Source organism: Nonomuraea indica (assembly GCF_002850745.1).
GTDB lineage: Bacteria > Actinomycetota > Actinomycetes > Streptosporangiales > Streptosporangiaceae > Nonomuraea > Nonomuraea indica.
This window is the reverse complement of the sequence record NZ_KZ559470.1, coordinates 417,515-439,341: the sequence shown is the minus strand read 5'-3', so window position 1 is coordinate 439,341 and position 21,827 is coordinate 417,515. Positions and strand designations below refer to the sequence as shown.

Sequence of the window (21,827 nt, the reverse complement as noted above, 5' to 3'; positions counted from 1 at the left end):
GAGTGACACACCCGCCGAGGTGCCGGGCGCTCGCACGAGGCGTTACCGTCGTGTCATGAGTGCGCTGCCTGAGCAGACCGGGGACGACCGGGTCGACACGGTGCTCGCCGGTCTCGGCCGCCTGGCCGGCCTGCCGGTGAGCGAGCACGTGGGGGTGTTCGAGGAGGCGTTCGCCGGGCTGGAGGCCGCCCTCGCCGCCGTGGACGACCAGTGAGCCGCAGGATACGCCTGGACAGCGAGATGGTACGGCGGGGCCTGGCCCGCTCGCGCGAGCAGGCCGGTCAGCTCATCGAGGCCGGCCGGGTCACCGTGGGCGGCCAGCGGGCGGCCAAGCCCGCCACCCAGGTCGACACCGCCTCGGCCATCGTCGTCGCCGAGTCGGCCGACGGGCCCGACTACGTCTCGCGCGGGGCGCACAAGCTGCTCGGGGCGCTCAAGGCGTTCGGCGCCCTGTCGGTCGAGGGGCGGCGGTGCCTCGACGCGGGCGCGTCGACCGGCGGGTTCACCGACGTGCTCCTGCGCCACGGCGCCGCGCACGTGGTGGCGGTGGACGTCGGCTACGGCCAGCTGGCCTGGTCGCTGCGCACCGACGAGCGGGTGACCGTCATGGAGCGCGTCAACGTGCGCGACCTGACCCCCGACATGGTCGGCGAGGCGCCGACGCTCGTCGTCGGCGACCTGTCGTTCATCTCGCTGCGGCTCGTGCTGCCCGCGCTGGCCTCCGTCGCCGCCCCCGGGGCCGACTTCGTGATGCTGGTGAAGCCGCAGTTCGAGGTCGGCAAGGACTTCGTCGGCGCGGGCGGCGTGGTGCGCGAGCCCGAGCTGCGGGCGCGGGCCGTGCGCGACGTGGCCGGCCGCGCCGCGGAGCTGGGCCTGTCCGTGCGCGGCGTCACCGCCAGCCCCCTGCCCGGACCCTCGGGCAACGTCGAATACCTCCTCTGGCTGGGCAAGGGAGAAGGCGCGCCACCGCTCGCCGACCTGGAGGCGGAGATCGTGCGTGCCGTCGCGGAAGGGCCGCAATGAACCATACGAGCCGCACGAACCGCACGGTGCTGGTCACCGCGCACACGGGGCGTGAGGCGGCGGTGCAGAGCGCCCGCCTCGTGATCACCCGCCTGGTCGACGCCGGCCTGACGGTCCGGGTGCTCGACGTGGAGGCCGCCGAGATCGGCTGCGCGGGCGTCGAGGTGGTGCCCGCCGACCCGAGTGCCGCCAAGGACGCCGAGGTCCTCATCGTGCTGGGCGGCGACGGCTCGCTGCTGCGCTCGGCGGAGCTGGCCCGGCCGACCGGCACGCCGCTGCTCGGCGTCAACCTCGGCCACGTCGGTTTCCTCGCCGAGGCCGAGGTCGCCGACCTCGCATCGGCCGTCGACGGCGTGGTCGAAGGCCGCTACGACGTCGAGGAGCGCATGACGATCGACGTGCTGGCCCGGCAGAACGGCCAGGTCATCGCCGACACCTGGGCGCTGAACGAGGTGTCGGTGGAAAAACGTGACCGCATGCTGGAGGTCGTGGCCGAGATCGACGGCCGCCCCCTGTCGCGGTGGGGTTGCGACGGCGTCATCTGCGCCACGCCGACCGGCTCGACGGCCTACGCGTTCTCCGCCGGAGGGCCGGTGGTCTGGCCCGAGGTGGAGGCCCTGCTCCTGGTGCCGATCAGCGCCCACGCGCTGTTCGCCCGGCCGCTGGTCGTCTCGCCGCGCTCGACCATGGCCGTCGAGATCCTGCCCGACACGCCCGGTGGGGTGCTGTGGTGCGACGGGCGGCGCCGGTTCGACCTGCCGTCCGGCTCGCGCGTCGAGGTACGCCGTGGTGCCGAGCCGGTCCGGCTGGCACGCCTGCACGGCGTGGAGAGTACCGGCGCGCCGTTCACCGACAGGTTGGTCGCCAAGTTCGAACTACCCGTTCAGGGCTGGCGTGGACGGGTGCGTCCCTGAGTCAATGGGCTGTGAGGCGCGTAGGATCACATGCGCACAGGTGTTCGGAGCGACGGGAGTGGGCAGTTGCGACCCAGGGTCGAGGAGGTCCGCATCCAGGGGCTCGGCGTCATCGATGAGGCCGTCCTCGAGCTTTCGCCGGGCTTCAACGTGGTCACCGGTGAGACCGGGGCCGGCAAGACGATGGTCGTCACCGGGCTCGGGCTGCTGTTCGGCGGCCGGGCCGATCCGTCCCGCATCCGTCCCGGCGCCGACCGGGCCACGGTCGAGGGCACGCTCGTCATCGAGCCGGGCGGGCGCGTCGCCCAGCAGGTCGAGGACATCGGCGGCGAGGTCGACGAGGGCGAGCTGATCATCTCGCGCACCGTCTCGGCCGAGGGCCGCTCCAGAGCGTGGCTGGGCGGGCGCACCGTGCCCGTCGGCACCCTGACCTACCTCGCCGACGACCTGGTCGCCGTGCACGGGCAGATGGACCAGCAGCGGCTGCTGCAGCCCGCCAGGCAGCGCGCCGCACTTGACCGTTATGCCGGAGACGACCTGGTCAAGCCGCTGCGCGCCTACACCCAGGCGTACAAGCGGCACAAGCAGGTCGCCGCGCAGCTGGACGAGCTGACCACCCGGGCGCGCGAGCGGGCCCAGGAGGCCGACCTGCTGAGGTTCGGGCTGGAGGAGATCGAGAAGGTCGACCCCAAGCCGGGCGAGGACGTCGAGCTGCGCGGTGAGGAGGAGCGGCTGTCGCACGCCGACGCGCTGCGTGGCGCCGCCACCGGCGCCCACGCCGCGCTGCTCGGCGACCCGATGCAGACGGCCGACGGTGCGCGCGACGTGATCTCGCTGCTCGGCGAGGCGCGCGCGGCCGTCGACGCGGTGCGCGACTTCGACGCCGAGCTGGCCGGGATGGCCGACCGGCTCGCCGAGGCGGGCTACCTGATCGCCGACGTCGCCACCGACCTGGCCGCCTACGCCGAGTCGGTCGAGGCCGACCCGGCCCGGCTGGCCGCCGTGCAGGAGCGGCGGGCGCTGCTGTCCGGCCTGATCCGCAAGTACGGCGAGGACAGCTCGGCCGTGCTGGCCTGGGCCCAGAGCTCGGCCGCCCGGCTGGCCGAGCTGGAGGGTGACGACGACCGCATCGGCGAGCTGACCCGCGAGCACGAGGAGCTGACCGACCGGCTCACCGAGCTGGCCGCCGAGCTGACCGGGGTGCGCCAGGCGGCGGCCGAGCGGTTCGGCCGGGCCGTCACCGAGGAGCTGACCGCGCTGGCCATGCCGCACGCCCGCGTGGTCGTCCAGCTCACCCGGTCCGCCGACTTCGGCCCCGAGGGCGTCGACGAGGTGGAGTTGCGCATGGCCGCCCATCCGGCCGCGCCGCCGCTGCCGCTCAACAAGGGCGCCTCCGGCGGCGAGCTCAGCCGCGTCATGCTCGCGATCGAGGTGGTCTTCGCCGGGGCCGACCCGGTGCCCACGTTCGTGTTCGACGAGGTCGACGCCGGGGTCGGCGGCAAGGCCGCGGTGGAGATCGGGCGCCGGCTCGCGAGGCTGGCCCGCACCGCCCAGGTCGTCGTCGTCACCCACCTGCCGCAGGTGGCCGCCTTCGCCGACCAGCACCTGGTGGTGGAGAAGACCAGCGACGGCAGTGTCGTGCGCAGCGGCGTCGTCACGCTCGACCACGAGGGCCGGGTGCGCGAGCTGTCGCGGATGCTGGCCGGCATGGAGGACTCCGAGCTGGGCAGGGCCCACGCCGAGGAGTTGCTGGAGCTGGCCGCCGCCGACCGTTGACCCAGGTCCCCGGCCGGGCTCGGCGAGGACGGAAGTGGCAGGCGTGACCGGCCGGACGGATGAGCTGAGTGACATAGCGGACACGCCCCGCGATGCGTGGCCGCTCAGCTGTTTCCCTCTGGCAGGATGTTCATGATGAAGGTTCCGGGAAGCAGGATGCCGGGCCTCCGCGGGAGGAAGGTCGACGACCTTCCCGGTGTCACGGCAGTGGCGAGAATCGATCGGCGGACGAAGAGGCTGACCAAACGCCTCCAGCCCGGTGAGATAGCGATTATCGACCACGTCGACGTCGACCGGGTCAGCGCGGAGGCGCTTGTCGCGTGCGGTGCGGCTGCCGTGGTGAACGTCGCAGCCGGTATCAGCGGCCGCTATCCCAACCTGGGGCCCCAGATTATTCTGGAGGCCGGCGTGCCGTTCGTCGACAACGCCACCCCGGAGCTGTTCGAGCGGGTCAAGGACGGTGACATCGTCCGCCTGCACGACGGCGTCGTCTACCTCGACGACGAGCCGGCCGGCAAGGGCGAGGAGCAGACCATCGAGGCCGTCGAGGCGGCCATGGCGGAGGCCAGGGCAGGCCTGGCGGTCCAGATCGAGGCGTTCGCCGTCAACACCATGGAGTACGTGCGCGGTGAGGGCAAGCTGCTCATCGACGGCGTCGGCGTCCCCGAGATCCGCACCCCCATGGAGGGCCGCCACGTCCTCATCGTCGTGCGCGGCTACCACTACAAGGAGGACATCGCCACCCTCCGTCCCTACATCCGCGAATACCGTCCGGTGCTCATCGGCGTCGACGGCGGCGCCGACGCGCTGCTGGAGGCCGGCTACCTGCCCGACGTGATCGTGGGCGACTTCGACTCGGTCTCCACCAAGGCCCTCACCTGCGGTGCCGAGCTCGTCGTGCACGCCTACCGCGACGGCCGGGCGCCAGGCCTCGAACGCGTCCACCAGCTCGGCCGCGAAGCCGTCGTCTTCCCCGCCACCGGCACCAGCGAGGACATCGCGATGCTGCTGGCCGACGACAAGGGCGCCGAGCTGATCGTCGCCGTCGGCACCCACGGCACGCTGGAGGAGTTCCTCGACAAGGGGCGCTCCGGCATGGCCAGCACCTTCCTCACCCGGCTGCGCGTCGGCAGCAAGCTCGTCGACGCCAAGGGCGTGAGCCGGCTCTACCGCAGCCGCATCTCCACCTCGCAGCTCCTCCTGCTCGCGATCACCGCCCTCACCACCATGGGCGTCGCGATCTTCCTGTCGCCGATCGGCCGCGGCTGGCTGAACGGCCTGCAAGTCGTCTGGAACGCGTTCATCTTCTGGCTGGTCGGACTCTTCTCGTGATCGATTTCCGCTATCACCTCGTCTCCATCGTCGCGATCTTCCTGGCGCTGGCCGTGGGCATCGTCCTGGGCACCACGCTGCTCCAGGAGCCCGCGATCGAGACCGTCAAGAGGACCAACGAGCTGATGGCCAAGGCCAACGACGGGCTCACCGCCGACCTCGACGCGCTGCGCAGCAAGGAGGGCGGCAACAACGAGTTCGTCACCGCCCTGACGCAGAAGCTGGTCAAGGACGAGCTGAACGGCGAGCGCGTCCTCATCGTCGAGACCCCGGGCGCCAGCACCGCCTACCGGGAGGCCCAGCACCAGGTGCTCCTCCAGGCGGGCGCGGCCATCGCCGGGCGGGTCGTGCTGGCCGAGAGCTTCCTCGACCCCAAGAGCTCCGGCGTGATCGACGGGCTGGCCACCCAGCTCAAGCCCGAGGGCATGGTCTTCGCGCCCACCGCCACCGCCTACGACAAGGCGGGCGCCCTGCTCGCCGCCACCCTCATGACCACCGACGCCGCCCAGGCCGGCACCGCCAACGCCGCCACCCCCGGCGTGCTCGACGGCTTCGAGGCCGGTGACCTGCTGACCATCGACGGCGAGCCGGCCAAGCGGGCCACGCTCGCGGTGCTGTTCGCCCCCGAGAAGCCTTTCACCGGCGGCAACGCCGAGACCCAGGCCGAGGCCCTGGTGTCCCTCGCCGCCGCGCTCGACGCCCAGGGCAAGGGCACCGTGGTCACCGGGAGCGCCGCCACGGCGGCCGCCGCCGGCGGCCTCGTCGCCGCGGTGCGCGACGACGGCGACGCCGCCAAGCGCGTCTCCACCGTGGACACCCCCGATATCCCCGCGGGCCGCGTCGTGATCGTCTACGCTCTGCGTGAGCAGGTGAGCGGGCGGGCCGGCCAGTACGGCATCGGCCCCGGCGTCTCGGCGTTCACCCCCGCGCCGCCCACCGCGACCCCGTCACCCTCCGAGGCAGGGAGCTGACCATGGCCCGTGGCCTGTTGTCCGCGCTCGCCGGCGCCGCCGTCGGCGCCGTGGCCGCCCGAGCCGCCTACGCCGCCCTCACCCGGGCCAGGCCGCTCGACCCCGGCGACCGCTGGACCCGCAAGAACCACCGCGGCGAGCCGCTCACCCTCCTGGAGGGCCCCGCGTTCGTCGCCGGCTCCACTGCCGCCGTCGCGCTCACCCCAGGCCTCCCCGGCCGCGTACGGGTGGCGGCGCTGCTGGCCGGCGGCGGCAGCGGCGCGCTCGGCGCCTACGACGACCTCTACGGCACCACCTCCGCCAAGGGCTTCAAGGGCCACCTGACCGCGCTGGCCCGCGGCGAGGTCACCAGCGGCGCCGTGAAGATCCTCGGCATCGGCGCGACCGGGCTCGGCGCCGCCGCGCTCGTCTCCGACGGCCCCGCCGACACGCTCGTCAACGGCGCGGCCATCGCCGGGGCCGCCAACCTCGCCAACCTCTTCGACCTGCGGCCCGGCCGGGCCATCAAGGCAGGGCTGCTAGCCGGCGGTCCGCTGCTGGCCGCCTCGCTGCTGCGCGAGCGGCCGGTCGCCGCCGCCCTGGCCGCCGCGCCCCTGGGCGCCGCCGCCGCGCTGCTGCCCGACGACCTCGGCGAGCGCGCCATGCTCGGCGACGCCGGAGCCAACGCCCTCGGCGCCCTCCTCGGGCTCGCCGCCGTGACCCGGCTCCGCCGGCCCGGCCGGCTCGCTCTGCTCGGCACCGTCGCGGCGCTGACCGCGGCCTCCGAGAAGATCAGCTTCACCAAGGTCATCGCGGGCAACCGCGTGCTCAACCACCTCGACATGCTCGGCCGCCGCCCGGTCGACCCTGTGTGATCCCAGCGACAGTTCCGGGGCGCGCGAATGTCGGCGCGGCCTGCCAGGATGTGCCTGTGATCGGGGAACGGGCACGGCGGGCCGGCTCTGCGCCGACGCGTCGCCGCCGGAGCGGTGGGCGTCGGGCCGGCGGTGGGCGCGCCGGTGGCAGGTGGGCCGGTGGCAGGTGGGCGTGGTGACGGCCAGGCTCGCCAGGGGCGTCGCCGGCGGCGCGATGCTCATCGGCGCCATCACGATCCTGGCGCGCGTCGCCGGCTTCGCCAAGCAGTACGCCTTCTCCCAGACCGTCGGCACCGACTGCCTCGCCACCGCCTACTTCACGGCCAACCAGATCCCCAACATCGTCTTCGAGGTCGTCGCCGGAGGCGCGCTGTCCGGGATGGTCGTCCCCGTCCTCGCCGGAGCCGCCGCCGCGAGCGCCGCCGCCTCCTCCTCTGCGGACGCCTCCTCCGACGCCGCCGCGCCCGGCGGCTCGCCACAGGCGCGGGAACGCGTCGAGGCGATCGGCTCGGCCCTGCTGTCCTGGGTGCTCGTCGTCCTCGTGCCGCTCGGCGCGCTGGTCGCCCTGCTCGCCGGACCCGTCATGGGGCTGTTCTTCCTCGACGGCGTGGCCGGCTGCCAGACCGACGCGATGCACGCCGTCGCCACCCGCATGCTGATCGTCTTCGCCCCCCAGATCCCGCTGTACGGCGTCGCGGTCGTGCTGTACGGCCTGCTGCAGGCGCACCGGCGCTTCGCCGGGCCCGCCCTCGCGCCGCTGGTGTCCAGCATCCTGGTCATCGTGGCCTACCTGGTGTTCGTCCCGCTCAGCGGCGGCGAGACCGACCCGGCCCAGGTGCCCGGAGCGGCCGAGCTGGCCCTGTCGGCAGGCACCAGCCTCGGCGTTCTGTCACTGGTCCTCACGGTCGCCGGACCCGCCGCCGGGCTCGGCCTGCGCTGGCGGCCCACCCTGCGTTTCCCGCCGGGCGTCGCCCCGCAGGTCCGCCGGCTCGCCCTGGCCGGGGTGGCCGCGCTGCTCGCCCAGCAAGCGGCCATGATCGTGGTGCTCGTGCTGTCCAACAAGGCCATCGGCAACGGCGCCATCGCCGCCTACAACTACGCGTGGGCCATCTACCTCGTCCCTTACGCCGTGCTCGCCGTCCCTATCGCCACCAGCGCGTTCCCCGGGCTGTCGGCGCAGGCGGAGGCCGGAGACACGGCCGCCTTCGCCCGGCTGGCGGCCGGCGCCACGCGGGCCGTCGTGCTCGTGTCGGGGCTGGCCGCGGGCGTCCTCGCCGCCGTCGCCGAGCCGGGAGCCGTGGTGTTCCTCGATCCCGACACGCAGGTGCCCCCCGATCAGCTGGCGCGCACGATCGCGCTGTTCGCGCCGGGGCTGGTCGGCTACGGGCTGATCGCGCACCTGAGCCGGGTGCTGTACGCGGCCGGTCAGGGCCGGGCCGCGTCTGTCGGCACCGTCGCCGGGTGGGCGGTGGTGATGGCCGGGCAGACGGTGTTCGTACTGGTGCTGCCCGACGACTGGAAGATCGCTGGGATGGCGCTCGGCATGACCGCCGGGATGACCGCCGGCGGGGCACTGCTGCTGGCCTTCGTCGTGCGGGCCAGGGGCCGGTCCGCCGCGGCGGGCCTGGGGCGGGCCGTGGCGGCGGCCGTCGCCGGCGGGGTCGCCGGTTACCTCGCCGGGGCCGCCGTGGTGGCGGCGCTGGACGCGCGGGACGTCCTGGCCAACGCCGGGGCGGCCGTGCTGGCCGCCGTCGCGGCGCTGGCGGCCGGGGGGCTGGCCGTCGTCCTCGTCGACCGGGGCGACGCCCGGGCCGTGGCCGGCCGCTTCACGCGGGGTAGGAAGGCCGGCGGGGCAGTGGAGTGACATGTGGGGTTCGCCGGTGGGGTGGTCCATCGGCTCGCCGGGCCGGTCGTGGCCGGTGGCAGGTGCAGCAGGGGTGGTGGGTTCCCGTGGCGCGGTGTGGGCCGGGTCCAGGGGTTGCTGGTGTGATGGGGCGTGACAGGTTGTGGCGCAGTCCTGTGAGGGGAGAACGGCAGTGCGGGTGGCATTCGTCCTGAGCACCACGTCCGGTGGCACGGGCCGGCACGTGCGGATGCTCACCGAGGGGCTCGTCCGGCTGGGACACCAGGTGCTCGTCGTGGGGCCGCGCAGCGTCGAGGAACGGTTCGCCTTCACCGGCGCCGGCGCCCGGTTCGCGCACGTGCCCGTCTCCGACCGGCCGCATCCGCTCAACGACGTCCAGGTCGTGCTCGCCGTCAGGAGGCTGACCGGCGACGCCGACGTCGTGCACGCCCACGGGCTGCGGGCCGGCGCGCTGGCGGCCCTGGCCGCGGTGGGACGCGGGACCAGGACGCGCGGCCGGGCGCCGCTCGTGGTGACCCTGCACAACGCGCTCACCGCCGGAGGCGCCGTCGGCTTCGTGTACGGCGTGCTGGAGCGGATCGTGGCACGGCGGGCCGACCGGGTGCTGGTCGTCTCTCCCGACCTGGGCGAGCGGATGGAGCGGCTCGGCGCGGGCGACGTGCGCCCCGCCGTGGTCCCAGCGCCCCGGCTCAGGTCCCCCAGGCGCACGCCCGGCGAGGTACGCGCCGAACTGGGGGCGGGGGAGCGGCCGCTCGTGCTGACGCTCGCGCGACTCGCCCAGCAGAAGGGTCTGGAGAACCTCCTCGACGCGGCGCGGGGCCCCTGGGCCGGCGACGGCGAGGAGACGGCCGGGGCAGGGCCGGCGACCGTCCCGCCGCCCGCGTCCCGAAGAGAGGAGGCCCCCGGGGCGGCCCCGGAGACGAGGGGTGCGCCGGACATCGGGACGGGTGTGGAGCCGAGGGGCAGCCGCGAGGCCACACCGGGTCTGCCGGTGCGGGGGCGGCCGTTGTTCCTGGTGGCCGGGGAGGGGCCGTTGCGGGAGGCGCTGCAGCGCAGGATCGGCGCCGAGGAGCTGCCCGTGGTGCTGCTCGGCGAGCGGGACGACGTGCCGGACCTGCTCGCCGCCGCCACCGTCGTGGTGTGGACCAGCAGATGGGAAGGCCAGCCGCTCAGCCTCAGCGAGGCGCTCATGGCCGGCCGGCCCGTGATCGCGACCGCCGTCGGCGGGATTCCCGATCTCCTGGCCGGGGCCGGGAGGCTGGTGCCGTACGGGGACGCCGGCGCGCTGCGCTCCGCCGTACGGGAGCTGGTGGAGGATCCGGAGGCGGTGGCGAGGATGGCGGAGGCGGCCGCGCGGCGGGGCGCCGAGCTGCCGGACGCGGACGACGCGGTGGCGCACGTGCTGGACGTCTACGGAAAGCTAAGATCATACGGAAGGTGAGGGGGGCCTTACACGTTCTGTATACTGCGTCCGTTAAGGGAGGGGAGTATCCCTTCGCGGCAGCCTCGTCATCACGGTGTAGCCCCGCTCCACGGGGCCCCCGGGGCTGCCGGTCCGCGTGCTCGCGGGCGGGAGAGACCTCCGGCACTCGTTTTTCAGCATGCCGGAGGTAGGGTGGCGTGAGCGTACCTGTCTGGGCCTATTTCGCCGTGATCGGCGGTCTGTTGGTGGTCCTCGCGGTCGATCTGTGGATCGTCGACCGGGGCGAGGCCCGCGAATTCTCGATGCGGCAGGCCAGCTATTGGGTCACCTTCTACGTCGCCCTGGCGGTGATCTTCGGTGGGGTGTTGTGGGCCACCGAGGGAGCGGCCAAGGCGGGTGAGTTCTTCGCCGGCTACATCACCGAATACAGCCTCAGTATCGACAACCTGTTCATCTTCTTCATCATCATGAGCCGGTTCGCGGTGCCGAAGGCCTACCAGCACAAGGTGCTGCTGGTCGGCATCCTGCTCGCGCTGGTCATGCGGGGTATCTTCATCGCGCTCGGCGCCGCCGCGCTCGAGCGGTTCAGCTGGCTGTTCTACGTCTTCGGCGCCTTCCTCATCTACACGGCGGTCAACATCGTCCGCCAGCACGTCAAGGGCGAGGAGGACGAGTTCAACGAGAACGTCCTGCTCAGGTGGGTGCGCAAGGCCTTCCCCACCACCGAGACCTACGTCGGCTCGAAGATCACCGTGAAGATCGACGGCAAGCGGATGGTCACTCCGATGCTGATCGTGATGATCGCCATCGGCTCCACCGACCTGCTGTTCGCTCTCGACTCGATCCCCGCGATCTTCGGCCTCACCACCGACCCGTTCATCGTGTTCACCGCCAACGCGTTCGCCCTGATGGGACTGCGTCAGCTCTACTTCCTGCTCGGCGGCCTGCTGCAGCGTCTGGTCTACATCAGTTACGGTTTGGCGTTCATCCTCGGGTTCATCGGGGTTAAGCTGATATCGGAGGCCTTGCACGGCAGCGGGGTCTCCTGGGCGCCCGAAGTACCCATCTGGCTGTCGCTCTCGATCATCGGTGGCACCATGGTCATCACGACCGTGGCCAGCCTGGTGAAGGCCCGCGTCGACGCGCGCAAGAGCGAGGAGAGCACCCCGACGAGGGCTGGCTAAATGGCTTTCGAGGCGCTTTGCTTGTGTAGTTGCGCCGTGTCATAGTTGCTCATTCCGCAACGAAACACGGCAAAGCGCCCAGTCCAGTCATCACCTAAGGTTGTCCGTGTCAGACGATTCTGCTAAGACGAGCCGCGTGCGGCTCGCACGCGGGGTGTCCCCGTGGCTCCTCCCGACAGTGGCCGCAACGGCGGCCACCGCGCTCCTGACGCGCCGGGACCGGCGATGGGCGCTCGCGGCGGTGCCGCTGAGTGCTCTGACCGGCGGCATGCTCTGGTTCTTCCGCGACCCCGACCGCACCATCGGCGAGGGGCGGGTCCTGTCTCCGGCGGACGGGGTGGTGCAGAGCATCGACCCCTGGCCTGACGGTCGCACCCGCGTCGCGATCTTCATGAGCCCGCTGAACGTCCACGTCAACCGGGCCCCCCTTGCGGGAAATGTCACCTCCGTGCAGCATGTGGCGGGTGGCTTCCTGCCGGCATTCAACAAGGACAGTGACCAGAACGAACGCGTGGTGTGGCATTTCGAGACCGCGCTCGGCGACATCGAGATGGTGCAGATCGCGGGTGCGGTGGCGCGCAGGATCGTGCCCTACCTGAGCGACGGGGCCAAGGTGGAGCAGGGCGACCGGATCGGCCTCATCAGGTTCGGCTCCCGCGTCGACATCTACCTTCCCGAAGGCATCTCGCCGCGGGTCACCGTGGGCGAGAAGACGGTTGCGGGGGTGACCAGAATTGACCACGGCTGACGCCGGCAGCTGGCAGGCGGAAGAGGAAGAACCCCGGGGTCCGGTCGGCAAGGCCTTCCGCCTCTCGGCGGCCGACTCGCTCTCGCTGGGCAACGCCCTCTGCGGCTTCCTCGCGGTCTGCGTCCTGGCCTCCTCGGCGATCCGTTCGTTGCAGGACGGCGGCGACTTCAGGCCGGCACCGAGCTACTTCGCCACCGCTGTGGTGCTGCTGCTCATCGGCGCCACCTGTGACCTGTTCGACGGCCTGGTCGCGCGGCGCTTCCGCGCCTCGGCGATGGGGGCCGAGCTCGACAACCTCGCCGACGTGATCAGCTTCGGCTTCGCGCCGGCCTTCATGATCGTGATCTGGGGCGGCTTCACCGACGGGGTGCCGTTCCCTGTCGTGCTCGCCGCCGCCGCGGCGATCCTCCTCGGCGGCGTCGTACGCCTGGCGAGATTCGCCTGCGTCAAGACCAAGAGCGGCGACTTCATGGGGCTGCCCATCCCCATGGGCGCGATGACCGTCATCTCGATCGTGCTGCTGTTCGAGCCGAGCATCCCGGCGCTGCTGGCCGTGCTGGGCGTGGCGTGGCTGATGGTCAGCCGGATCGAGTACCCCAAGCCGAAGGGGCAGCTCGCGGCCGTCGTCCTCGGCTGGATCATGGTCAACGTGGCGTTCCTCACCTTCTGGGTGGCCTGGCCCGAAGGCGGCGACCTGCCCATCAAGATCGGCGCCACCATGCAGATCGCGCTCGTGGCGGCGATCCCGCTGCGCGTCCTGTTCTACAAGCGCGAGCAGCGCAAAGAAGCCGCGCGGATCATCGGCGACTGACCGGCGCCCAGCCGTCTTCGGGTTGGATGGAGTCATGGCAGGCACCCCGCGCGAGCACACCCGCACCTACTACCTCGGCAAACTCGCCGCGGAACTCGAGGAGCGCGGGCTGGCCACCACGTTGCGCCCCTATCCGCCGGCGCTGCGGGTCACCGACCCCGACAACGCGATGCTGGCCGAGACGGTCGACTGCGTGCCGCTGTCGGACGGGTGGTTCTATCGCTGGTCGTGGGGCGAGGTCGTCGGCCTGGCCGATGACCCGGCGCTCGCGGCGCAGCGCATCGCGCAGGTCCTCGCCGCCCGCTGAACCGTACTTCCCACGACGCCGGACGTACGGCACCGCGCCTCCTGTGCCCCGTCAGGCGACCCTGCGCCTCTCGTGCCCCTCACGGGAGGCGCTGCCGCGACGGGAATGCCCGTCACGGGAGGCGCTGCCGCGACGGGAGTGCCCGCGTACGGGAACACGTGCCCCACCACGGCGCCTCGCCCCATGCGGCGGGCGGCGGCCCGCCGGGTTCACCAGCCGCGGGCCTTCCACTCCGGCAGCGAGGGGCGCTCGGCGCCCAGCGTGGTGTCCTTGCCGTGACCCGGGTAGACCCACGTCTCGTCGGGCAGCCGGTCGAAGAGCCGCTCCACCACGTCGGTGTAGAGCCGCTCGAACCGCTCGGGGTCGCGCTCGGTGTTGCCCACCCCGCCCGGGAACAGCGAGTCGCCGGTGAACAGGTGCTGCGCGGTGCCCCCGCCGTCGTACAGCAGGGCGATCGAGCCAGGGGTGTGGCCGCGCAGGTGGATCACCTCGAGCGACACCACGCCGACCGCGATCCTGTCGCCGTGCTCCACCTCCCGATCGACCGGCACCGGCAGCGCGGGCGCGTCGAGCGGATGCGCGAGCACCTGTGCCCCCGTCACCTTGGCCACCCGCTCCAGCCCCTGCCAGTGGTCGCCGTGGCGGTGCGTGGTGACGATCGCGCTGATCGGCTCGTCGGACACCAGCGCCAGCAGCCGGTCGGCCTCCGCGGCGGCGTCGATGAGCACGCCGTCCCCGGTCTCGGCGCACCGCAGCAGGTAGGCGTTGTTGTCGTACGGGCCCACGGCCAGCTTGTAGATCGTCAGCTTCGGCAGCTCGCGGACGTCGGCGGGGCCGCCGACCTGGACGTCGCCTGTGTACGTCATGGGTAGTCCTCCGGGGGCGTCGCGGGCAGATCGGCGGGAGAGGTCTTCGTCAGCCACGGCGGAGCCGCGGGGACGCGCATCTCCTGCCCAGAGGCGGACATCCGCCCCTCCTTCACCACCCTAATCCCCTCTCCGGCCGATCTTCCCGTGAGCCAGGCCAGGACGTCGGCTGCGGCGCCCGCCACGACCGGCCCGTCGCCGAGGTCCCGCCACTCCGTGCCGTCCGCCAGCCGGATGCCGCTCACCGTGCTCTGCTCGTACGGCCAGGTTCGCAGGCAGTCGTGCAGCTCCCGGCGGACGAACCGCTCCGGCCAGCGGCCCGGGCCGTACCCGGCGGCGAGGTCGACATGGTGCATGCCGACCTCGCGCAGCCGCCTCACCAGCACGTACCAGGCGGCATGCGTCGGCGGGCGCAGGCCGCCGACCTGCACGCTCCACGCCGCGTCGGGCAGGGCCCGGGCGGCGGCGTCGAGGCGGGCGGCGCTGGCCTCCAGGTCGGCGAGCTGCTCGGTCGCGGGGCGGCGGGCGCCGGCCTCGATCCCGGCGTCGCGCTCTTCGGGGCTCGCGTACTGCGGGGTGGGGACGCCCGTCCTGGCCCAGGTGAGGAGGTTGACGAGGCTGTCGGCGTTCCGGGCGAGATGTGCCAGGACGTGGCCCCTCGTCCAGCCGGGCAGCCGGGACGGGGCGGCGACGTCGTCGTCGGACAGCGAGGCCGCCGTGGCCAGCAGGTCACGGGTGGCCGCGGCCAGCTCCTCCTGGAGCACAAGTACAACGGTCATGTTGGATATTTCACCATCTGGCGGGCGGGTCCCTGGATGGGGGGAATGAAAGCGCTGGTCATGGGGTTACCGGCCAAAGGCATCCTGCCCGTGCGGGGGGAGGCCGTAATCTGGGAGTGACGGATTTTCGGGGGCGGAGTGCGGCCCGCCGAAATTGTCGGGGCCCCCGTCTACCATCCCCGTGGACCTATCCGCCTTCTTCGACATCGGGACCGCTGTGGCAGACCGCCTGATCGTGCGTGGTGCACGCGAACACAACCTCAAGGACGTCTCGCTGGACCTCCCGCGAGACGCTCTGATCGTCTTCACCGGGCTGTCCGGCTCGGGCAAGTCGAGCCTGGCCTTCGACACCATCTTCGCCGAGGGCCAGCGGCGCTACGTCGAGTCGCTGTCGGCCTACGCCCGCCAGTTCCTCGGCCAGATGGACAAGCCCGACGTCGACTTCATCGAGGGCCTGTCGCCCGCGGTGTCCATCGACCAGAAGGCGACCAGCAAGAACCCTCGCTCCACCGTCGGCACGATCACGGAGGTCTACGACTACCTGAGGCTGCTGTGGGCGCGCATCGGCAAGCCGCACTGCCCCGTCTGCGCCCGCCCGATCGCCAGGCAGTCGCCCCAGCAGATCGTCGACAGGGTCATGGACCTCGACGAGGGCACCCGCTTCCAGGTGCTCGCCCCCGTCGTGCGCGGCCGCAAGGGCGAGTACGCCGAGCTGTTCCGCGAGCTGCAGACCAAGGGCTTCGCCCGAGCCAGGGTCGACGGCACGGTGGTGCGGCTGGAGGAGCCGCCCACGTTGAAGAAGTACGAGAAGCACGACATCGAGGTCATCGTCGACCGGCTGTCGGTCAAGGACTCGGCGCGGCGCCGGCTCACCGACTCGGTCGAGACGGCGCTGCAGCTGTCCGGCGGCACGATCACCCTGGAGTTCGTCGACCTGCCCGAAGGCGACCCGGGCCGCGAGCGCTTCTATTCCGAGCACCTCTACTGCCCCTACGACGACCTGTCGTTCGAGGAGCTGGAGCCGCGCTCGTTCTCCTTCAACTCCCCGTTCGGCGCCTGCCCCGAGTGCACCGGTCTCGGCACCAAGATGGAGGTCGACCCCGACCTGGTCGTGCCCGACCCCGAGCGCACCCTCCGCGACGGCGCGCTGCACCCGTGGTCGGGCGGCCACACCAGCGAATACTTCGTCAGGCTGGTCGAGGCGCTCGGCCACAGCATGGGCTTCACCCTCGACACCGCCTGGGAGAAGCTGCCGAAGAAGGCGCACAAGTCGCTGCTCTACGGCCACGACGAGCAGGTCCACGTCCGCTACAGCAACCGCTACGGCAGGCAGCGCGCCTACTACACCACCTACGAGGGTGTCATCCCGTGGGTGCAGCGCAGGCACGCCGAGGCCGAGAGCGACTCGACCCGCGAGCGGTTCGAGGGCTACATGCGCGAGATCCCGTGCCCGGCGTGCAAGGGCGCGCGGCTCAAGCCGGTCTCGCTGGCCGTGACCGTCGCCGGCAGGTCCATCGCCGAGGTGTCGTCCATGTCGATCGGCGAGTGCGCCGCGTTCCTGGCCGCGCTCACGCTGTCCGACCGCGACATGCAGATCGCCGAGCGGGTCGTCAAGGAGATCAACGCCCGCATGGGCTTCCTCCTCGACGTCGGGCTCGACTACCTCACCATGGACCGGGCCGCCGCGACGCTCGCCGGCGGCGAGGCCCAGCGCATCAGGCTGGCCACCCAGATCGGCTCCGGCCTGGTGGGCGTGCTGTACGTCCTCGACGAGCCGTCCATCGGCCTGCACCAGCGCGACAACATGCGCCTGCTCGACACCCTCATCAGGCTGCGCGACATGGGCAACACCCTGATCGTCGTCGAGCACGACGAGGACACCATCGCCGCCGCCGACTGGGTGGTCGACATCGGGCCCGGCGCGGGCGAGCACGGCGGCCAGGTCGTCGTCTCCGGCACCGTCAACGACCTGCTCACCAGCGAGGAGTCGCTGACCGGCCAGTACCTGTCGGGCCGCCGCAGCATCCAGATCCCCGCCCAGCGGCGCAAGCGCGACCGCAAGCGGCAGATCACCGTCAAGGGCGCCCGCGAGCACAACCTCAAGGGCGTCGACATCGACTTCCCGCTGGGGCTGTTCACCGCCGTCACCGGCGTGTCCGGGTCGGGCAAGTCGACGCTCGTCAACGACATCCTCTACGCCGCCCTCGCCAAGGAGCTGCACGGCGCCCGCACGGTTCCCGGACGCCACTCGCGGATCAACGGCATGGACCAGGTCGACAAGGTCGTGCACGTCGATCAGTCGCCGATCGGACGCACCCCGCGCTCCAACCCGGCCACCTACACCGGCGTGTTCGACCACATCCGCAAGCTGTTCGCGGCCACCACCGAGGCGAAGGTCAGCGGCTACCAGCCGGGACGCTTCAGCTTCAACGTCAAGGGCGGCCGGTGCGAGGCGTGCTCGGGCGACGGCACGATCAAGATCGAGATGAACTTCCTGCCGGACGTCTACGTGCCCTGCGAGGTGTGCCACGGCGCCCGCTACAACCGCGAGACGCTCGAGGTGCACTACAAGGGCAAGACGATCTCCGAGGTCCTCGACATGCCCATCGAGGAGGCGCTCGGCTTCTTCGACGCGATCCCGGCGATCAAGCGCCACCTGCAGACGCTGCACGACGTGGGCCTCGGCTACGTCCGCCTCGGGCAGCCGGCCACGACGCTGTCCGGCGGCGAGGCGCAGCGCGTCAAGCTCGCCTCCGAACTGCAGCGGCGCCAGACCGGCCGCACCATCTACGTCCTCGACGAGCCGACCACGGGTCTGCACTTCGAGGACATCCGGCGGCTGCTCGGCGTGCTCGGGCGGCTGGTCGACGGCGGCAACACCGTGATCGTCATCGAGCACAACCTCGACGTCATCAAGACCGCCGACTGGATCATCGACATGGGGCCCGAGGGTGGTTCACGCGGCGGGACCCTCGTCGCCGCGGGCACTCCCGAGGAGGTCGCGCTGGCCGACGACAGCCACACCGGCCGCTTCCTGCGCAAGATCCTGCAGCTCTAGCCGACACGGAAGGGGCGCGGGGACGCGTCAGGCAGCGGGACGCCGCACGTACACCACCGGCCGCGCGAGATACGGGCGGGGCGGCCGGCGTGGGTTCGCCGTGCGGCTCAGGGGCCCGGCCACCCGGAGACCGGACCGGCGGGTGGCGGCCCTAAGGTAAGGACAGATCTGCAGGGGGTCGGCGGCGACGCGGAGGGGTCGGCAGCACATGAACGATTCAGAGCGGGGCTCCGCCATGCCCGGACTCGGGCAGCTGGACGCGGCGGCGAGCGGGCGGGCGTCCGGCGGCGAGCCCGGGCGTGCGTTCGGGCGACGCGAGGCACTGGGCGCGGCCGGGGTCGCGGCCTGCGGGCTGGCGCTGGCCGGATGCGGCTCCGGCGGCCCGGCTCCGGGCCGGGCACCCGGCATCAAGGGCAAGGTCATCGCCAGGACGGCGGAGGTGCCCGTGGGCGGCGGCAAGGTCGTCGACCAGTGGAAGATCGTCGTCACGCAGCCGCGCGAGGGGGTCTTCAAGGCGTTCAGCGCGATCTGCCCGCACCGCGGGTGCGCCGTGAGCACGCCCGAGAACGACGTGATGACGTGCCCGTGCCACGGCAGCGAGTTCGCCGCCGACACCGGCAAGTGCCTCAAGGGCCCGGCCTCCGGGCCGCTGACGCCCTACCAGGTGAAGGTGGAGGGCGACGGCATCGTCGTGGTCTGAGCGTCCCAGCGGTGATGTGAGCAATTGTGCGTGGTCGCGGGGATCGGGACACGAGAGGCTGAACCGGCGGCGGGGCTCCGGCCGTACCTGAAGTGAGACCCGAACCTGGGAGGACGCACCATGACCGAAACGACGCGCCGGGCGGTCGTGCTCGGAGCCGGAGGCACCGGGCTCGCCGCGGTCCTGTCCGCGTGCGCGGGCTACGGCGATCCGGCCACGCAGGCCAGCGTGGCGCCGCCGGCCGAGGAACCCCTGGCCGACGAGACGGCGCAGGGCCCCGAGGGCGACGCCTCGCCGACGAAGAAGGCCAAGGCCGAGGGCAAGGCGCTGGCCGGCACCGACGACATCCCCTCCGGGGGAGGTAAGGTCTTCGCGCGCCAGAAGGTGGTCGTCGTCCAGACCGGGTCGGGCGACTTCAAGGCGTACAGCGCGATCTGCACCCACGCGGGCTGCGCCGTCACGTCCGTCTCGAACGGCACCATCAACTGCCCCTGCCACGGCAGCAAGTTCGCGATCGAGGACGGCTCGGTGGCAGCCGGACCCGCCGAGCGGCCGCTCGCCGAGAAGAAGATCAAGGTGGACGGCGACAAGATCATGCTTCTCTGATCTTCCGTCTCATCAAATTTTCATCTTTCTGCGGTTGGCTGGACCGTATGGCGGATGACCTTCTCAAGAGCCGCAGGACGGTGATCGCGGGCGCCGGGGCCGGTGGCCTCACGCTCGCGCTGGCCGCCTGCGGCGGCGGCGACAGCGGTGACACGGGCACCACGGCCGCCCAGCAGTCCACGCAGCCCACGGCCCCGTCCGGCGCCCCGAGCGCCGCCGAGAGCAGCGCTCCCGGCGGCGGAGCGCTTGCCAGGACCGCCGACATCCCCGTCGGCGGTGGCACGATCTTCAAGGAGCAGAAGGTCGTGGTCACGCAGCCCACGGCCGGCGAGTTCAAGGCGTTCAGCGCCGTGTGCACGCACAAGGGCTGCGCCGTCGGCAGCGTCGAGGGCGGCCTGATCGACTGCCCGTGCCACGGCAGCAAGTTCGCGATCGAGGACGGCGGCGTCAAGGCAGGCCCCGCGGAGAAGCCGCTTCCCGCGGTGCAGATCACCGTCGAGGGCGACCAGATCACCCTGGTGTGAGGGCGTGGCCGCCGTTCTCCCGGGGAGGACGGCGGCCGTCTTGTCGGTGGGGGCCGTTAGGCTTTTGAACGTGGCGAGATCAGCGGGCGCTCCCCTCAGCTTCCGGCCGAGACCGGGTTCCATCCCCGAGTCCCCGGGCGTCTACCGGTTCCGTGACGCCCACGGCCGGGTGATCTACGTGGGCAAGGCCAAGAGCCTCAGGCAACGGCTCAACTCCTACTTCGCCGACTTCTCCGCGCTGCACCCGCGCACCCAGACGATGCTGACCACGGCGGCCGACGTCGACTGGACCGTCGTCGGCACCGAGGTCGAGGCGCTGCAGCTCGAATACTCCTGGATCAAGGAGTTCGACCCCCGCTTCAACGTCAAGTACCGCGACGACAAGTCCTACCCCTACCTCGCGGTCACCATGGGCGACGACTTCCCGCGCGTGCAGGTGATGCGCGGCGCCAAGCGCAAGGGCACCCGCTACTTCGGCCCCTACTCCCACGCCTGGGCCATCCGCGAGACCGTCGACCTGCTGCTACGCGTCTTCCCGGTGCGCACCTGCAGCGCCGGGGTGTTCAAACGGGCCGGCCAGATCGGCCGGCCGTGCCTGCTCGGCTACATCGACAAGTGCTCGGCCCCCTGCGTCGGCCGGGTCACCCCCGAGGAGCACCGCGAGCTCGCCGAGGACTTCTGCGACTTCATGGCGGGCAACACCAGCCGCTTCATCAGGCGGCTGGAGAAGGACATGCGCGAGGCGGCCGGGCAGCAGGAGTACGAACGCGCCGCCCGGCTCCGCGACGACATCCAGGCGCTTCAGCGCGCGCTGGAGAAGCAGGCGGTCGTGCTCGGCGAGGGCACCGACGCCGACGTGATCGCCCTGGCGGAGGACCCGCTGGAGGCCGCCGTCCAGGTCTTCTACGTGCGCGGCGGCCGCATCCGCGGCCAGCGCGGCTGGGTGGTCGACAAGGTCGAGGAGAGCACTCCCGGCGAGCTGGTCGAGCAGTTCCTCCTGCAGATGTACGGCGAGGCCGGCCCCGAGGCGATGCCCCGCGAGGTGCTCGTGCCCGCGCTGCCGCCCGACGCCGAGGCGATCACCGAGCTGCTGACCGAGCAGCGCCGCGCCCGCGTCGACGTGCGGGTGCCCCAGCGCGGTGACAAGAAGGCGCTCATGGAGACCGTCGAGCGCAACGCCAAGGAGTCGCTCGCCCAGCACAAGATCCGCCGGGCTGGCGACCTGACCACCCGCAGCAAGGCCCTGCAGGAGATCGCCGACGCGCTCGACCTCGACCAGGCCCCGCTGCGCATCGAGTGCTACGACGTCTCCCACCTCCAGGGCGAGAACGTCGTGGCCTCGATGGTGGTGTTCGAGGACGGCCTGGCACGCAAGAGCGAATACCGGCGCTTCGCCGTCCGCACCATGGAGGGCGACGTCGCCGCCATCCATGAGGTGATCATGCGGCGGTTCCGGCGCTACCTGGAGGAACGCTCGGCCACCGGTGAGCTGGCCGCGGGCGAGCCGGTCGCCGACGACCCGCAGGAGGCGCACGGCCCGATCGATCCCGAGACCGGCCGGCCGCGCAAGTTCGCCTACCCGCCCAACCTCGTCGTGGTCGACGGCGCCGGCCCCCAGGCGGCCGCGGCCCAGCGAGCTCTCGACGAGTTGGGCATCGACGACGTCGCCGTGTGCGGGCTGGCCAAGCGGCTGGAGGAGGTGTGGCTGCCCGGCGACGACCAGCCGGTCATCATGCCGCGCTCAAGCGAGGGCCTCTACCTGCTGCAACGCGTCAGAGATGAGGCGCATCGGTTCGCCATCGCCTACCATCGGTCCAAGAGGGCCAAGACCGTGAAGGAGAGCGCACTCGACGGCGTGCCGGGTCTCGGCCCCGCTCGGCGGCAGGCGCTCCTCAAGCACTTCGGCTCCGTGAAGAAGCTGCGCGAAGCCACCGTCGCCGAGATCTGCGAGGTCCCCGGCATCGGTCCGTCGACCGCCGAGGTGATCGCATCGACGCTGAAGGGGGAGTCACCGTGAAGACGCGCCAGGGAGCGCCGGTGCCCGGACCGGGACACACCGGGACGGCCGGGCCGAGCCGCGTGGCCGG

General features: G+C 72.1%; 20 protein-coding genes. 18 read left to right on the top strand and 2 right to left on the bottom strand.

All coding sequences use genetic code 11. From position 1 onward, the window contains the following. Positions 1-55: 55 nt before the first annotated feature. From CXR44_RS39455 to CXR44_RS16670, 13 genes are all read left to right on the top strand, one after another. Positions 56-214, top strand: a complete 159-nt coding sequence (locus tag CXR44_RS39455; protein ID WP_180903469.1) for a hypothetical protein — start codon at positions 56-58, stop codon at positions 212-214. Next, positions 211-1,023: a TlyA family RNA methyltransferase gene (locus CXR44_RS16725; RefSeq protein ID WP_101786941.1), complete on the top strand. Its 813-nt coding sequence runs from the start codon at positions 211-213 to the stop codon at positions 1,021-1,023. Before CXR44_RS39455 ends, CXR44_RS16725 begins: the two co-directional genes overlap by 4 nt. Next, the gene (locus tag CXR44_RS16720; RefSeq protein ID WP_101786940.1) at positions 1,020-1,937 is read left to right on the top strand and encodes an NAD kinase; all 918 of its coding nucleotides are present in this window, start codon (positions 1,020-1,022) and stop codon (positions 1,935-1,937) included. The genes CXR44_RS16725 and CXR44_RS16720 overlap by 4 nt, the downstream gene beginning before the upstream one ends. Positions 1,938-1,967: 30 nt before the next feature. Further along, entirely contained in the window at positions 1,968-3,713 is a 1,746-nt protein-coding gene (recN, locus tag CXR44_RS16715; protein ID WP_101786939.1) for a DNA repair protein RecN, read from the top strand. A gap of 135 nt (positions 3,714-3,848) precedes the next feature. Continuing rightward, positions 3,849-5,045 (top strand): putative cytokinetic ring protein SteA, encoded by a 1,197-nt coding sequence (gene steA, locus CXR44_RS16710; protein ID WP_101787012.1) that lies wholly within the window; start codon positions 3,849-3,851, stop codon positions 5,043-5,045. Then, on the top strand, positions 5,042-6,016 hold the full coding sequence (locus CXR44_RS16705) for a copper transporter (RefSeq protein ID WP_101786938.1): 975 nt from the start codon (positions 5,042-5,044) through the stop codon (positions 6,014-6,016). The genes steA and CXR44_RS16705 overlap by 4 nt, the downstream gene beginning before the upstream one ends. Positions 6,017-6,018: 2 nt before the next feature. Then, complete coding sequence (locus CXR44_RS16700; RefSeq protein ID WP_101786937.1) at positions 6,019-6,870, top strand: hypothetical protein; 852 nt, start codon at positions 6,019-6,021, stop codon at positions 6,868-6,870. A gap of 175 nt (positions 6,871-7,045) precedes the next feature. Beyond that, positions 7,046-8,734: a murein biosynthesis integral membrane protein MurJ gene (murJ, locus tag CXR44_RS16695; RefSeq protein ID WP_245899210.1), complete on the top strand. Its 1,689-nt coding sequence runs from the start codon at positions 7,046-7,048 to the stop codon at positions 8,732-8,734. 178 nt (positions 8,735-8,912) lie between these two features. After that, positions 8,913-10,175: a glycosyltransferase family 4 protein gene (locus CXR44_RS16690; protein WP_245899209.1), complete on the top strand. Its 1,263-nt coding sequence runs from the start codon at positions 8,913-8,915 to the stop codon at positions 10,173-10,175. A 179-nt stretch (positions 10,176-10,354) separates the two neighbouring features. Further along, complete coding sequence (locus CXR44_RS16685) at positions 10,355-11,341, top strand: TerC family protein (protein ID WP_101786934.1); 987 nt, start codon at positions 10,355-10,357, stop codon at positions 11,339-11,341. Positions 11,342-11,447: 106 nt separating this feature from the next. Next, complete coding sequence (locus CXR44_RS16680) at positions 11,448-12,089, top strand: phosphatidylserine decarboxylase (protein WP_180903467.1); 642 nt, start codon at positions 11,448-11,450, stop codon at positions 12,087-12,089. Then, complete coding sequence (pssA, locus tag CXR44_RS16675; protein ID WP_101786932.1) at positions 12,076-12,900, top strand: CDP-diacylglycerol--serine O-phosphatidyltransferase; 825 nt, start codon at positions 12,076-12,078, stop codon at positions 12,898-12,900. Before CXR44_RS16680 ends, pssA begins: the two co-directional genes overlap by 14 nt. Positions 12,901-12,934: 34 nt before the next feature. Next, a complete protein-coding gene (locus CXR44_RS16670) occupies positions 12,935-13,207 on the top strand; it encodes a hypothetical protein (RefSeq protein WP_101786931.1) in 273 nt (90 codons plus the stop codon). A 209-nt stretch (positions 13,208-13,416) separates the two neighbouring features. Here CXR44_RS16670 and CXR44_RS16665 read toward each other — a convergent pair whose 3' ends face one another. Both CXR44_RS16665 and CXR44_RS16660 read right to left on the bottom strand, forming a co-directional pair. Continuing rightward, the gene (locus tag CXR44_RS16665) at positions 13,417-14,073 is read right to left on the bottom strand and encodes an MBL fold metallo-hydrolase (protein WP_101786930.1); all 657 of its coding nucleotides are present in this window, start codon (positions 14,071-14,073) and stop codon (positions 13,417-13,419) included. Then, positions 14,070-14,852: a maleylpyruvate isomerase family mycothiol-dependent enzyme gene (locus CXR44_RS16660; RefSeq protein WP_101786929.1), complete on the bottom strand. Its 783-nt coding sequence runs from the start codon at positions 14,850-14,852 to the stop codon at positions 14,070-14,072. Before CXR44_RS16660 ends, CXR44_RS16665 begins: the two co-directional genes overlap by 4 nt. Positions 14,853-15,069: 217 nt before the next feature. On the opposite strand from CXR44_RS16660, the gene uvrA reads away from it, so the two are divergent. The 5 genes from uvrA (at position 15,070) to uvrC (ending at position 21,757) form a co-directional block, all read left to right on the top strand. Beyond that, entirely contained in the window at positions 15,070-17,910 is a 2,841-nt protein-coding gene (gene uvrA / locus CXR44_RS16655; protein WP_101787011.1) for an excinuclease ABC subunit UvrA, read from the top strand. Positions 17,911-18,118: 208 nt separating this feature from the next. Then, on the top strand, positions 18,119-18,610 hold the full coding sequence (locus tag CXR44_RS16650; protein ID WP_245899208.1) for a Rieske (2Fe-2S) protein: 492 nt from the start codon (positions 18,119-18,121) through the stop codon (positions 18,608-18,610). Positions 18,611-18,730: 120 nt separating this feature from the next. Next, complete coding sequence (locus tag CXR44_RS16645) at positions 18,731-19,216, top strand: QcrA and Rieske domain-containing protein (RefSeq protein WP_101786927.1); 486 nt, start codon at positions 18,731-18,733, stop codon at positions 19,214-19,216. A gap of 47 nt (positions 19,217-19,263) precedes the next feature. Beyond that, positions 19,264-19,740, top strand: coding sequence for a Rieske (2Fe-2S) protein (locus tag CXR44_RS16640; protein ID WP_101786926.1), 477 nt, complete (start codon positions 19,264-19,266; stop codon positions 19,738-19,740). 70 nt (positions 19,741-19,810) lie between these two features. Beyond that, positions 19,811-21,757 carry an excinuclease ABC subunit UvrC gene (gene uvrC / locus CXR44_RS16635; RefSeq protein ID WP_101787010.1) on the top strand — a complete coding sequence of 649 codons (1,947 nt, stop codon included), beginning with the start codon at positions 19,811-19,813 and terminating at the stop codon, positions 21,755-21,757. Positions 21,758-21,827 lie beyond the last annotated feature (70 nt).